Origin of the sequence: Rahnella sp. ATs2, from assembly GCF_051851855.1 — a bacterium.
GTDB classification, from domain to species: domain Bacteria; phylum Pseudomonadota; class Gammaproteobacteria; order Enterobacterales; family Enterobacteriaceae; genus Rahnella; species Rahnella variigena.
Window position 1 is genome coordinate 37463 of sequence record NZ_JBLYPL010000001.1, and the last position, 13982, is coordinate 51444.

13 protein-coding genes are annotated in these 13982 nt (G+C 54.6%); 8 read left to right on the forward strand and 5 right to left on the reverse strand.

Going from position 1 to position 13982, the window contains the following annotated elements; all coding sequences use genetic code 11:
- Positions 1–26 precede the first annotated feature (26 nt).
- A complete protein-coding gene (gene alr / locus ACJY2G_RS00155) occupies positions 27–1106 on the forward strand; it encodes an alanine racemase (protein ID WP_113876677.1) in 1080 nt (359 codons plus the stop codon).
- A gap of 3 nt (positions 1107–1109) precedes the next feature.
- On the opposite strand, the gene ACJY2G_RS00160 is transcribed toward alr, so the two are convergent.
- Entirely contained in the window at positions 1110–1889 is a 780-nt protein-coding gene (locus ACJY2G_RS00160) for a transporter substrate-binding domain-containing protein (protein ID WP_112287070.1), read from the reverse strand.
- A gap of 148 nt (positions 1890–2037) precedes the next feature.
- Between ACJY2G_RS00160 and ACJY2G_RS00165 the strand changes: the two genes are divergently transcribed.
- Both ACJY2G_RS00165 and ACJY2G_RS00170 read left to right on the forward strand, forming a co-directional pair.
- Complete coding sequence (locus ACJY2G_RS00165; RefSeq protein ID WP_120163841.1) at positions 2038–2502, forward strand: Lrp/AsnC family transcriptional regulator; 465 nt, start codon at positions 2038–2040, stop codon at positions 2500–2502.
- A 245-nt stretch (positions 2503–2747) separates the two neighbouring features.
- Entirely contained in the window at positions 2748–3380 is a 633-nt protein-coding gene (locus ACJY2G_RS00170; protein ID WP_112287068.1) for a YitT family protein, read from the forward strand.
- Between the two features lie 54 nt (positions 3381–3434).
- Here ACJY2G_RS00170 and ACJY2G_RS00175 read toward each other — a convergent pair whose 3' ends face one another.
- Entirely contained in the window at positions 3435–4184 is a 750-nt protein-coding gene (locus tag ACJY2G_RS00175) for a 3-oxoacyl-ACP reductase family protein (protein WP_120163840.1), read from the reverse strand.
- Between the two features lie 224 nt (positions 4185–4408).
- On the opposite strand from ACJY2G_RS00175, the gene ACJY2G_RS00180 reads away from it, so the two are divergent.
- Together ACJY2G_RS00180 and ACJY2G_RS00185 are read left to right on the forward strand one after the other, a co-directional pair.
- Positions 4409–5602: an amino acid aminotransferase gene (locus ACJY2G_RS00180; protein WP_113876790.1), complete on the forward strand. Its 1194-nt coding sequence runs from the start codon at positions 4409–4411 to the stop codon at positions 5600–5602.
- 268 nt (positions 5603–5870) lie between these two features.
- Positions 5871–6224, forward strand: a complete 354-nt coding sequence (locus tag ACJY2G_RS00185) for an MmcQ/YjbR family DNA-binding protein (protein ID WP_120163839.1) — start codon at positions 5871–5873, stop codon at positions 6222–6224.
- Here ACJY2G_RS00185 and ACJY2G_RS00190 read toward each other — a convergent pair.
- Both ACJY2G_RS00190 and ACJY2G_RS00195 read right to left on the reverse strand, forming a co-directional pair.
- Positions 6206–7126, reverse strand: a complete 921-nt coding sequence (locus ACJY2G_RS00190) for a pyridoxamine 5'-phosphate oxidase family protein (RefSeq protein WP_120163838.1) — start codon at positions 7124–7126, stop codon at positions 6206–6208. The genes ACJY2G_RS00185 and ACJY2G_RS00190 overlap by 19 nt on opposite strands.
- Before the next feature lie 4 nt (positions 7127–7130).
- On the reverse strand, positions 7131–7751 hold the full coding sequence (locus ACJY2G_RS00195; protein ID WP_439291014.1) for a glutathione S-transferase family protein: 621 nt from the start codon (positions 7749–7751) through the stop codon (positions 7131–7133).
- Between the two features lie 101 nt (positions 7752–7852).
- On the opposite strand from ACJY2G_RS00195, the gene ACJY2G_RS00200 reads away from it, so the two are divergent.
- Positions 7853–8770 (forward strand): LysR family transcriptional regulator, encoded by a 918-nt coding sequence (locus ACJY2G_RS00200; RefSeq protein WP_430319849.1) that lies wholly within the window; start codon positions 7853–7855, stop codon positions 8768–8770.
- A gap of 114 nt (positions 8771–8884) precedes the next feature.
- The gene (locus ACJY2G_RS00205) at positions 8885–10066 is read left to right on the forward strand and encodes an alpha/beta hydrolase-fold protein (protein WP_430319958.1); all 1182 of its coding nucleotides are present in this window, start codon (positions 8885–8887) and stop codon (positions 10064–10066) included.
- 176 nt (positions 10067–10242) lie between these two features.
- Here ACJY2G_RS00205 and uvrA read toward each other — a convergent pair whose 3' ends face one another.
- Positions 10243–13098 (reverse strand): excinuclease ABC subunit UvrA, encoded by a 2856-nt coding sequence (uvrA, locus tag ACJY2G_RS00210; RefSeq protein ID WP_120162207.1) that lies wholly within the window; start codon positions 13096–13098, stop codon positions 10243–10245.
- 326 nt (positions 13099–13424) lie between these two features.
- Here uvrA and ACJY2G_RS00215 point away from each other — a divergent pair, with 326 nt between their 5' ends.
- Positions 13425–13967: a single-stranded DNA-binding protein gene (locus ACJY2G_RS00215; RefSeq protein WP_095924349.1), complete on the forward strand. Its 543-nt coding sequence runs from the start codon at positions 13425–13427 to the stop codon at positions 13965–13967.
- The last annotated feature ends 15 nt before the right edge of the window (positions 13968–13982 follow it).

Genomic DNA, 13982 nt, shown 5'->3' on the forward strand with positions numbered 1-13982 from the left:
TCTCAATTTCATGCAAAGGACTTAAAATGAAAGCGGCTACGGCTGTCATTGATCGCCGCGCTCTGCGACACAATCTGCAACGGGTGCGTCATCTGGCGCCACAAAGTCGTCTGGTTGCGGTAGTGAAAGCAAACGCTTATGGGCACGGTCTGTTAGAGACGGTGCATAGCTTGCAGGATGCCGATTATTACGGCGTTTCCCGTCTCAGCGAAGCACTGATGCTGCGCAAAGCCGGTGTCGTTAAACCTGTTCTTCTGCTCGAAGGCTTTTTCTCCGCCAGTGAATTACCGTTGCTGACTGAACATCAGCTGGACACCGCCGTTCACAGCATCGAACAGCTCGACGCGCTGGAAAGCGCTGACCTCGCGCGTCCGCTGAATGTCTGGCTGAAAATCGATACCGGTATGCACCGTTTGGGCGTTCATCCCGCACAGGCCGACGCGTTTTATCAGCGCCTGAGTGCCTGCAAAAATGTCGTTCAGCCGGTCAATATCATGAGTCATTTCTGCCGTGCCGATGAACCGGAAAGCGATGCCACAACCAGGCAACTGAACAGCTTTAACGCGTTTGCTGAAGGCAAGCCGGGGCAGAAATCGATCGCGGCTTCCGGCGGGATTTTGCTGTGGCCGGAATCGCATATGAATCTGGTTCGTCCCGGCATTATTTTGTACGGCGTCTCGCCGATGGAAACCGGAACGGCCAGCGATTTCGGGCTGAAACCGGTCATGACGCTGACGTCCAGTCTGATCGCCGTGCGTGAGCATGCTGCCGGTGAACCGGTCGGTTATGGCAGTACGTGGGTCAGCGATCGCGACACTCGTCTGGGCGTCGTGGCGATGGGCTATGGCGACGGGTATCCGCGCAGTGCGCCGAACGGTACGCCGGTGCTGGTCAATGGCCGGGAAGTGCCGGTTGCCGGGCGCGTGTCGATGGACATGATCACCGTGGATTTAGGGCCGGAATCGACAGATAACGTTGGCGATGAAGTGATTTTCTGGGGCGAAAAATTACCGGTTGAGCGCATTGCGCAGGCAACCGGTATCAGTGCTTATGAGCTGATTACCCAGCTCAGCGAGCGCGTTGCCCGCATTTATACTGGCGACTAAACCTTACTTCTTCACGCCCAGCCACTGGCTGACAATCTTCTGATAGTCGCCGGTGGCTTTACTCAGGTGCAGCCACTGGTCGACATACATCTTCCAGCTCACGTCATCACGCGGCAACATGTAGGCTTTCTCGCCATATTGCAGCGGCTTTTTCGGATTCACCGCACACAGTTTCGGATAGTGTTTCTGCTGAAATAGCGCTTCCGACGCATCCGTAATCATCACATCGGCTTTCTTATCCATCAGCTTCTGGAAGATGGTGACGTTATCGCTCAGCGTCAGCGTGGCTTTTGGCAGGTGGCTGTGGACAAAGGCTTCGTTGGTGCCGCCCTCCGGTTCAATCAGGCGCACAGATGGCCGGTTCAGCTGTTCAACCGTCTGGTACTGACGCACATTCTCGCAGCGCACCAGCGGGATTTTCCCGTCCTGATCCAACATGTTAGCGAACCAGGCTTTCTGCTGGCGTTTCAGCGTGACGGAAATTCCGCCCATGGCGATGTCACAATGACCGGCACTCATTTCGTCTGGTAATGATTTCCAGGTGACCGGCACCCAGTTCACTTTAACGTCCAGACTCGCCGCCAGCGATTGCGCCATGGCGATATCAATGCCTTCATATTCCCCGTTTTCTTTCAAAAACGTATACGGCTTATAGTCGCCAGTGGTGCAGACATTCAGCGAACCTTTCTGTAATACCCGCTCAAGATGGGAAGACGTGGTATCCGCCTGTGCAAAAACGGGTAAAGCAGACAGTAAGGCGAGAGAAAAGAGTACTTTTTTCATTATTTTTTCCTTGCGGTATCAATGTGCGCAAGTATAAGAAAAAACAGCCGATAAGTATTTATAACTCGTTATAGTGGGAATGCTTTTTGCAATAAGATTGCAACAGGAATGCGACATATAAAAAAATTAAAACGACAGGAAAGGCGCCATGTACAGCGTTGATGATTATGACCTGAAAATTCTGACCCTATTACAAGCTAACGGAAGACTGACCAACCAGGAATTAAGCGAACTGGTCGGGCTGTCAGCTTCACAATGTTCACGCCGCCGGATTGGTCTGGAACAGGCTCAGTTAATCCTCGGTTATCACGCGCGTCTGGCACCGGAGGCACTCGGCTTAGGCATGATTGGTCTGATTGAGGTCAGACTTATCAACCATTTGCCCGCACAGGTCGATGCTTTCCACAGCATGCTGGGAGAAGTGGCTGCGATTATTGATGCCTATAAAACGACCGGGGATGCGGATTACTTGCTCAAGGTCGCGGTGAAAGATTTAGCCGGTTTAAGCACGTTGATCAGCCAAATCCTGTCAGTACATAAAAGTGTGGCGCATGTAAAAACATCGGTAGTCCTTAACCGGTTAAAAGAAAACGGCTTATTAACGCTGGGATAAGATTATTAACCCTGTATTTTGTGCGCACTGTTATGGTGATTTATTTTGGTGCAATCTCACTTTAATGGTGCATTATTTTGAATTGTTATGCGCGTTCTGTGCATGTAAAGAATAATTAACGCGTCATAAAATCTTATTTTCGATTTTTAATGCAAATTCCGTGAGTGAATATTGCCTTAATTCCTCATCTCATTAATTATCTCAAAATCAGTCTTTAGTCTTAATATTTTGGGGTACAGGGAATTATGGCAAGTGTTGACGACATCAAACAGCCGGTTGAGCAGCCGCGCATCGGGCATACGCTGGTGGAAGATGCGCTGGCGATCATTATCGGTACGCTGATGGTTTCTTTTGGCGTGGTGATGTTACGTCAGGTTGGCGCACTGACCGGTGGCACGGCGGGAATGGCATTTCTGGCGCATTACGTGACACAAATTTCGTTCGGCACCGCATTCTTTATCATCAACTTACCTTTCTATTACCTGTCTTTCCGCCGCATGGGCTTGCAGTTCACGCTGAAAACCTTTGCTGCCGTTGCGCTGGTTTCCGTCTTCTCGGACCTTCATCCGCTGTTTGTGCATTTCGATCATCTTCAGCCGTTCTACGCCACGTTATTTGCCAATGTAATCATGGGCATCGGCTTCATTGTGCTGTTTCGCCATAAAGCCAGCCTCGGCGGCGTGAACATTCTGGCGCTGTTTCTGCAGGACAAATACGGGATCCGCGCCGGTAAATTGCAAATGGGCGTGGACTGCTGCATCGTGCTGGCGTCGCTGTTTGTCGTCAGTTACGAAATGCTGATTGCCTCGGTGCTGGGCGCAGTGATTGTGAATCTGATTATCGCGATGAATCATCGTCCGGGGCGTTACAGCGTCTGAAGATAAGAAATAATGGCGCACACGTGCGCCATTATTTTAGTGAACTCTGGCCAGTTAAGCGCCGAAACCTCCGTCAATGGTCAGGTTCGCGCCGGTGATGTAACCCGCTTCCGGACCGGAGAGATAGGCGACAAAGCTGGCAATTTCGCTGTCTTTACCGTAGCGGTTGAGCGCCATGTAGGAACGCATGCCCTCAGCCATTTCGCCGTCAGCCGGGTTCATATCGGTATCAACCGGACCGGGTTGCACGTTATTCACGGTAATACCGCGCGGACCTAAATCGCGTGCCAGACCTTTGGTCAGACCGACGATCGCGGATTTACTCATGGCGTACACCGCACCGCCCTGGAATGGCATTCGGTCGGCGTTGACGCTGCCAATGGTGATGATGCGACCGCCGTCAGGCATATGGCGCGCAGCCTGCTGGCTGGCGACAAACACGCTGCGGACGTTGATGGCAATGGAACGGTCGAAATCATCGATTGTCAGCGCATCGATTTCGCCGAAGGCCAGCACTCCGGCGTTATTCACCAGAATATCGATTTTACCGAACGCCTTTGCCGCGTTGTCGATAGCGGTGCGAACGCTGCTTTCATCGGCGCTGTCGGCTTTAATCGCCAGCGCTTTGCCACCACCGGCTTCAATACTTTTTACCAGTGCCTGCGCTTTGTCATCAGAAGAGACGTAGGTGAATGCCACGCTGGCGCCTTCGCGGGCCAGACGCTGAACGATAGCGGCACCGATGCCGCGTGAACCGCCCTGAACAAAAGCGGCTTTACCCTGCAGTGAATGTTGCGTCGTCATTGGTTTGCTCCGGAAAGAATGAGAGGTCCATTTGATCGTAGTCCATGCGTGCAGATCAGCATCTCAGACGAACGGGCGGTTTGATACGCACGGTGTGCTCGCTAAATGACAACATAGTTGTCATCTTTTTTAACGAACTTTGATAGTCTGTGAAACAGTCGTGATCCACCCGAAAACCGGGACGGATCGCCGCGCCACTCAACCAAACCAAGGAGATGTATACCGTGTTCCAACATGTCGATGCCTATGCCGGTGACCCGATTTTGTCGCTGATGGAAAGTTTCAAGACCGATCCGAGACAAGATAAGGTAAACCTGAGCATCGGACTTTATTACGACGAGCAGGGTATTATTCCGCAACTGGCTGCGGTGGAAAATGCAGAGAACCAGCTGAACGCGGGGCCACAGGCTGCGTCAGTGTATCTGCCGATGGAAGGTCTGCCGGCATACCGCGCAGGCATTCAGGAACTGCTGTTTGGTGCCGATCATCCGGCGCTGAAACAACAGCGTATCGCAACCATTCAGACCGTCGGCGGTTCCGGCGCGCTGAAAGTGGGTGCGGATTTCCTCAAGTTTTATTTCCCGAATTCAGACGTTTACGTCAGTGATCCGACCTGGGAAAACCACGTGGCTATCTTTGGCGGCGCAGGCTTCAAAGTGCATACTTATCCGTACTTTGATGCAGAAACGCTGGGTGTGAATTTCACCGCGATGATCGAACGCCTGAAAACCTTACCGGCGCAAAGCATTGTATTACTGCACCCTTGCTGTCATAACCCGACGGGTTCTGACCTGACGCCAGCGCAGTGGGATCAGGTGATTGAAGTCACCAAACAGCGCGAGCTAATCCCGTTCCTCGATATCGCTTATCAGGGCTTTGGTGCAGGCATTGACGACGACGCTTACGCCATCCGTGCGATGGCGGCGGCAGGCGTGAACTGCTTCGTCAGCAACTCCTTCTCGAAAATTTTCTCCCTGTACGGCGAACGTGTCGGCGGATTGTCCGTGGTCTGTGAAGACAGCGAAGCCGCAGGCCGCGTACTGGGTCAGCTGAAAGCGACCGTGCGTCGTAACTACTCCAGCCCGCCGAATTTCGGTGCGAAAGTGGTGGCGAAAGTCCTGAGTGACAGCGCCCTGAACGCGCAATGGAAAGCCGAAGTCGAGAAAATGCGTACCCGTATTCTCGAAATGCGCCACACGCTGGTCGACAGCCTGAAAACCGCGTTGCCGGGTCGTAATTTTGACTACCTGCTGCAACAGCGCGGGATGTTCAGCTATACCGGATTCAGCGAAGCGCAGGTCGTGCGTCTGCGTGAAGAGTTCGGCGTGTACCTGATCCTCAGCGGTCGCGTGTGTATGGCGGGTCTGAATCACCACAATGTGAAGCAGGTGGCTGAAGCTTTCGCCGCCGTCCAGTAAATCCCCGTCATACTTCGGGCTACGGATGCGTTGGTTGCGTTCACTCACCCCGGTCACAGGGTACGTCCCTGCTCCCGGGGCTTCCTGAACTTACCGCCTTCCCGTAACCCAAATTACTTAGGGGATTGGATGTGTATAAGGCCGACAGAAATGTCGGCCTTTTTCGTATTTGCGATCTGCTACCTTTCTTTTTTGCGAAGTTTCTGCACACTAAATAGACGATTCCGGTTCGCGGGGTCGTCAACATCAGACAAGGAGAAAGGCCAAAATGACCAGTGCGGAATTGCTCGACTATTGCATGGGGAAACCCGGAGCAGAACAAAGTACCCAAAATCAGCACGGCGCGAATCAGATAAAAGTGGGCGGCGTGATGTTCGCCATGTTCTGCGATTGTCAGGGACATGAAGCGGTTTCGCTGAAAACCAGCACCGGCATGGCCGGCAAGTTACGCGCCGAACATACCTGTATTCTTCCGGGTAAGAATCTCAACAAAGCGCACTGGAATACCGTGGTTCTTGATGGCACTTTGCCGGATTCTCAATTTTATTCCCTGATCGACAGTTCTTACCAGACGGTCATCTCCGGTTTAGAAGAGCATCTGCGTCAGGAAATAGGCAACTGACCGCCCGACCAGTGGCCGGTTTTCAGGGCCGCGGGGGAGAAATCGGCTGATGCTGCACGCCACGGTAACGCGGCACGAAAGCGCCACACGCGGGTGATGTCCAGACTCCAGTAGCGTTCCGCGCCTTCCGGGCCGGGAAATACCTCCGGCTGCCAGTGGATCTGCGTATGTCCCTGCAGATGCAAAATATCGCCGTTATCGAAATCCATAAACAGCAACGCTGCACGCGGCTCTGCCAGTAAATTTCCCAGCGTATTCATAAAGCGGTTGCCGCGATAATCCGGCACCCACAAACGGTTTCCCACCAGATGTGCGAATCCCGGCTGACCACCGCGATGTGACACATCCGCGCCGCCGTGCGCGTGACTGGCGATGAAAAAAGTGTCCGAACGCGCAATCAGCGCACGCGCATCCGCATCCGGCTCCGTCATGTCCTCTCTTGCGGGCAAGGGTAAACTGACCGGTACATCCGTCAGTTTGCGGATCTGGATATACTGCGGACAATTACCAAAACTTTGATCGACCACGATCTCGATCCGATTTTTATCGATGCGCCCGATCCTGCCATTCACGCGATTACGCCGCCGGTTGGAAAAATCGATCCCCAGTCCACCGATCTGTTTTCCGGGCTGTAAGGCCACCAGCGCCGGATCGTCAGTCCGTCTTGGCGCGTTAATCCGTAAATGCGTGTCATCCGGTGTGCGGATAAAACCGGCTGGTCCGGTCAGCAATGTCGCCACCGGCCAGCCGTTTTCATCCAGCGTTGAGATAAACAAATAGGGCAGTGCGGTGAAAAACAGCCGGTGCTGTTCCGGCATCGCTTCACGGATGCCGTGTGCTTCGACGTCAAACCCTGCCATGTCCTGAGCCAAGATTTCGTCTGCATGGAAAGGGTTATTCATCGTTTTACCCCGCAATTTCTGGTAAAGGTAACGCCGGAAGCGGCGTAAAGCCGGGCAGACTTTCAATCCGTGCAAGCCAGCGCTGAATGGCCGGATAACCCGTCAGTGAAACGCCGCCTTCCGGGGCAGTCGCCACATAGCTGTAACAGGCCAGATCGGCAATGGTGGCGCGCTCCGTCGCCAGAAACTCATGGCTTTCCAGATGTTGTTCCAGCTGCGGCAGGAATTTCGCCGAAATCTGCAGTGCGCTTTCGTACGCTTCCGGCGCCGAGAATTGTTTGACCATACGCGCAGAGGCCGGACCGAAACGCACTTCACCGGCGGCGCGGGATAACCATTTCTGCACCTCAGCGGCCTTCAGCGGATCTTCCGGCAACCAGTGGCTGTCCGGCGCGTAGCGTTTGACCAGATACACCAGGATCGCATTGCTGTCGGTGAGCACGTGCCCGCCGTCGATCAGAACGGGGATCTGACGCAGCGGATTCAGCCGCGCAAAATCTTCCGTCTGGCGCACGCCGGCACCGGCTTCCATGGCCTCGAAAGGCAGACTGAGCATGTTCAGCAGCAGGGTCACGCGGTGGCAGTGGCCGGAAAGTGGCGTGCTGTAAAGTTTGATGTCGGGCATGGGCTGTCTCCTTAAAGTGTCTGAACACAACATTACTCTTGCGCTAAACGATTGGGATCCACGAAGATTGAAATTGAGTGTTTCACTTTGTGGAAGAATCTATGGATCGATTGGATGAAATGGCGATTTTTGTCGCCGTACTTCAGTATGGCAGCCTGGCGGAAGCCGCCCGTAAACTTCACCGGTCGCCACCCGCGATCACCCGCGCCATTGCCTCACTGGAGCACCGTTTCGGCGCAAGGCTGGTCGAGCGCACCACGCGCAGTCTGGCACCGACAGAAGCGGGCGCACGGCTGGCGGAAAAGGCCCGCCTGCTGCTCAGCCAGTATCAGGACGCAGTGGAAGACACCGCAGAAACTCAGCTCAGCGGCCTGTTGCGTATCACCGCGCCGGTGCAGTTCGGGCGTAAACATGTCGCGCCGCTGGTAATGGAATTTCTGGCGCAACATCCTGATATGCAGATCGAAATGATGCTTAACGACCGCAATCTGGATCTGATCGATGAAGGATTGGATCTGGCGGTGCGTATCGGGCACCAGGAAGATTCAGGCAAAGTGGCGCGTAAGGTCGCGGAAGTGACCCGCGTACTGGTCGCCAGCCCGGCGTATCTGGCGCGGCATGGCGAACCGCAACATCCTTCGGAACTGGCCGCGCACCAGACGGTGATGGGCACGCTGCGTACGCAAATCCGCGAATGGCGTTTCGGACCGCATGAGGATGATTTGCGCGTCCGGCTGTCACCGCGTCTGCTCTCCAATGACGTTGAATCTCAGCTGCTGGCAGTGCGCAGCGGGCAGGGGATTGCACGCTTGCTGTCCTATCAGGTGAGCGACGATTTGCAGGCTGGCAGCATGGTGCGGCTTCTGGCGGAATTCGAACCACTGCCGTTGCCGGTACAACTGGTGGCGCAACAGGTGCAGCAGATGCCGCGCAAGGTCCGTACATTCTGGGATTTCGCCTGTCAGCGGCTGAGCGAACTTCCGCAACTTCATGCGCTGGACGCATCTTCTGAACAGTGACGCCGATCACGCTTGTATGCGGTAAAAATAACCTACTCTGAGAGTTGTGCAAAAACAGTGAGTTACTTCAGGACAGGTTGTCCGTTGCTCACGCCAACCCAGAAGGAAAGGATGATGACCCGTAACCGGCTGAATCTTGCCACGCTTTTGATACTGGCGCTCAGCGCGCCGATCTCCCTGACTGTCTCCGCGCAGAGTTTGCCACAGGATCCTGATGCTTCGGTGCCTGCGAAAAATTACATCACGGCAGTAAATCCTGATTTAACCATTACTTACCGCCTGTATGCACCGGCTGCTGAACACGTTGACGTGGTAACCGGCGCGACGCCGGTGACGTACATTCCGCATCAGATGAGCAAGGACGATAAAGGCGTCTGGAGCTGGACGTCCGCAGCGCAAAAACCTGATCTGTATGAATATTTCTTCAATGTTGATGGCCTCCGGATTGCCGATCCGGGCAGTGCGATGCCTAAGCCGCAGCGTCAGGTGAATACCAGCCTGATCCTGGTGCCGGGCAGTATTCTGGATGTGAAAAGCGTTCCGCACGGTGAAGTCCGTACGCTGACCTATCATTCCGCTGCGCTGAATTCTGAGCGTCAGGTTGCGGTATGGACGCCGCCGGGTTACAGCGATGCGTCACAGCCGTTGCCGGTGCTGTATTTCTACCACGGCTTTGGTGACACCGGCCGCTCGGCGCTGGACCAGGGACGCATTCCACAAATCATGGATAACCTGCTGGCGGAGAAGAAAATCGCGCCGATGCTGGTGGTCATTCCTGATACCGAGACCGATGCCAAAGGTGTGGTGCCGGAAGATTACGTCACCAAAGATCGCCGTAAGGAATTCTATCCCCGAAATGCGGCGGCGGCCGATAAAGAACTGACCGGAGACATTATCCCGCTGATTTCCAAAACCTTCCGCGTACGCGATGACGCCGCCGGACGCGCACTCGCCGGGCTTTCGCAAGGCGGTTATCAGACGCTGGTCAGCGGCATGACCCACCTCGACCAGTTCGGCTGGCTGGCGACCTTTAGCGGCGTCAGCACCACGACAGTCCCGAATGCTGACGTCGAAAAACGCTTCGCCGAACCGGAGAAAATCAACGCACAGCTGAAAAACTTCACGTTAGTGGTGGGGGAAAAAGATGTGGTAACAGGCAAGGACATCGCCGGACTGAAGTCTGAACTGGAAGAGAAAAAGATTAAGTTCGATTATCACGAATACCCGAATCTTGGCCATGAAATGGATGTCTGGCGTCCGGCCTACGCGGAGTTTGTGCAGAAGATATTTAAGTGATCTACGCGCCTCCCTCTGCGAAGGGGGAGGATGGGAGGGGGTTCTAAAGGCATAACCAACGTTAAAGCCTAATTCAACTTATTGATTTTCCATTAATACCCCACCCCAACCCTCCCCTTCGCAGGGGAGGGCGCTGATCGGCACTATCACCTCTGGGCAGGAGAGGATCTAAATCATTAAGCGCTTTTCTTCGCCTGCTGGCTGTGGCGTTCCAGCAACGGTTTCAGGAAGCGTGCGGTATGCGATTCTTTGCATTCTGCGACGGTTTCCGGCGTACCGGCAACCAGAATCTGTCCGCCGCCCGCACCGCCTTCCGGCCCGAGATCGACAATCCAGTCCGCCGTTTTAATCACGTCCAGATTGTGTTCAATCACCACGATGGTGTTGCCCTGATCGCGCAGCTGATGCAGTACTTCCAGCAGTTGCTGAATGTCGGCAAAGTGCAGGCCCGTGGTCGGTTCGTCGAGAATATACAACGTCTGACCGGTGCCGCGTTTGGACAGCTCACGCGCCAGTTTCACGCGCTGCGCTTCACCGCCGGACAGCGTGGTTGCTGACTGGCCGAGGCTGATGTAAGTCAGACCGACGTCGATCAGCGTCTGCAATTTACGCGCAAGAGCAGGGACGGCATCGAAGAAATCACGCGCTTCTTCAATGGTCATCTCCAGTACTTCGTGGATGCTCTTGCCTTTGTATTTAATTTCCAGCGTTTCGCGGTTATAGCGTTTGCCTTTGCACTGATCGCACGGCACATAAATATCCGGCAGGAAGTGCATTTCGACTTTGATCACGCCGTCGCCCTGACAGGCTTCGCAGCGTCCGCCTTTGACGTTGAAACTGAAACGTCCCGGCGTATAACCGCGTGAACGGGATTCCGGTACACCGGCAAACAGTTCGCGAACCGGCGTGAAAATGCCGGTGTAGGTTGCCGGGTTAGAACGCGGCGTACGACCAATCGGGCTCTGGTCGATGTCGATGACTTTATCGAAATGCCCCAGACCTTCGATTTCGCGATACGGTGCGGCTTCGGCAATCGTCGCACCATTCAGTTCGCGCTGTGCCAGCGGGAATAGCGTGTCGTTAATCAGCGTCGATTTACCCGAGCCGGACACGCCGGTGATACAGGTAAAGAGACCTACCGGCAGCGTCAGCGTGACGTCTTTCAGGTTGTTGCCTTTGGCGCCAGATAGCTTCAGCACTTTGGTGGCATCCGCCGGAACGCGCTGCGCCGGTACAGAGATTTCACGTTTGCCGCTCAGGAACTGGCCGGTCAGTGAATTCTCGGTCGCCATAATGTCTTCAGCGGTGCCTTCTGCCACCACTTCGCCGCCATGCACGCCCGCACCCGGACCGATATCAATAATATGGTCAGCGGCGCGGATCGCGTCTTCGTCGTGCTCGACCACAATGACGGTATTACCCAGATCGCGAAGGTGGATCAGGGTTTCCAGCAGACGTTCGTTGTCGCGCTGATGCAGACCGATAGACGGCTCATCCAGCACGTACATGACGCCCACCAGACCGGCACCAATCTGGCTCGCCAGACGGATACGCTGGGCTTCGCCGCCGGACAGCGTTTCCGCAGAACGGGACAGCGAGAGATAGTTCAGACCAACGTTCACCAGGAATTTCAGGCGATCGCCAATCTCTTTCAGCACTTTCTCAGCAATCTTGGCGCGCTGACCGCTGAGTTTCATATTGCGGAAGAAATCCATCGCATGACCGATGCTGAAATCAGAGATTTCCGGCAACGTCGTTTCTTCCACGAACACGTTACGTGCTTCTTCACGCAGGCGTGTGCCACGGCAGGATGTACACGGGCGGTTGCTGATGTATTTCGACAGTTCTTCACGTACCGCGCTGGATTCCGTTTCTTTATAACGGCGTTCCATATTGTGCAGCACACCTTCAAACGGATGGCGGCGGATAGATGTATCACCGCGATCGTTGATGTATTTGAATTCAATCGTAGTTTTGCCGGAGCCGTGCAGGATCGCGTGTTTTACGTCGCTGCTCAGTTCGTTAAACGGCGCTTCCACGTCGAAATCATAATGCTCGCCAAGAGAGCGCAGCATCTGGAAGTAATAGAAGTTACGGCGATCCCAGCCACGAATTGCGCCACCTGCCAGTGAAAGCTCAGGGTTTTGCACCACGCGTTCCGGGTCGAAGAATTGCTGCACGCCCAGCCCGTCACAGGTCGGACAGGCACCGGCCGGGTTATTGAACGAGAACATACGCGGTTCCAGTTCGCGCATACTGTAACCGCACACCGGACAGGCGAAGTTGGCAGAGAACAGCATCTCATCGGCTTTCGGGTCATCCATATCGGCGACCACGGCGGTACCGCCGGAAAGCTCGAGCGCGGTTTCAAACGATTCCGCCAGACGCTGTGCCAGATCCTCGCGCACTTTAAAGCGGTCAACGACCACTTCAATGGTGTGCTTTTTCTGCAATTCTAATTTCGGCGGATCGGAAAGATCACACACTTCGCCGTCGATACGTGCACGGATATAGCCCTGCGACGCCAGGTTTTCCAGCGTCTTGGTGTGCTCGCCTTTGCGGTCTTTAACAATGGTCGCCAGCAGCATCAGGCGCTGGCCTTCCGGCTGCGCGAGGACGTTATCCACCATCTGACTGACGGTCTGGGCTGACAGCGGAATATTATGATCCGGGCAGCGCGGCTCGCCCACGCGGGCAAACAGCAGACGCAGGTAGTCGTGGATTTCGGTGATCGTCCCGACGGTTGAACGCGGGTTGTGTGACGTTGATTTTTGCTCAATCGAAATCGCCGGAGACAGACCTTCAATATGGTCGACGTCCGGTTTTTCCATTAAGGATAAAAATTGGCGTGCATAGGCAGACAGCGACTCGACGTAGCGGCGCTGGCCTTCGGCGTACAGCGTATCGAACGCCAGAGAGGACTTGCCTGAACCGGATAAGCCGGTGACAACAATCAGTTTGTCGCGCGGAATAATCAGGTTGATATTCTTGAGATTATGGGTGCGTGCGCCCCGAACTTCGATCTTATCCATTCATCATTCCCGGATTAACTTGATAGCTCACCGTGCCGGTAACCGCCGTGAAAACCTGTTTCGCGCCAGCCATCGAATCGGGCACAGAGAAGAACGTAACGCGCAATTATGACACAAATCACAATCTGTGCCACCCCAAAACCTGAATGTATATCCAGTACTCGATGTAACGATGGAATGTTTGCTGAACAATCTGGAAAGAATGCCGCATCCTCAGACATCCATGGTACGAAGGTATCGTTTTATGGTTATAATGCTGCAAAGTGTGACCTTCCACACCTCGGATTGTGGTTTCAACCACGACATACATCATCAGGAGAATCCACATGGCCAGCAGAGGCGTAAACAAAGTTATTCTCGTCGGTAATCTGGGACAAGACCCGGAAGTCCGCTACATGCCTAACGGCGGCGCGGTTGCCAACATCACTCTGGCAACGTCTGAAAGCTGGCGTGACAAAGCCACCGGCGAGCAGAAAGAAAAAACGGAATGGCACCGTGTGGTGTTGTTCGGCAAATTAGCGGAAGTCGCAGGCGAATACCTGAAGAAAGGTTCTCAGGTCTACATCGAAGGCGCACTGCAAACCCGTAAATGGACCGATCAGGCTGGCGTTGAAAAATACACCACCGAAGTCGTCGTTAACGTGGGCGGCACCATGCAGATGCTCGGCGGCCGTGCCGGCGGCGGCGCACCAGCAGGTGGCGGTCAGCCATCCGCAGGCGGCCAGCAAGGCGGTTGGGGTCAGCCTCAGCAGCCACAAGGCGGCAACCAGTTCAGCGGCGGCCAGCAGGCTCGTCCGGCTGCGCAAAACAACGCGCCAGCACAGAACAACGAACCACCAATGGATTTCGACGACGATATCCCGTTCTGATTGTTTGCCTTCGGG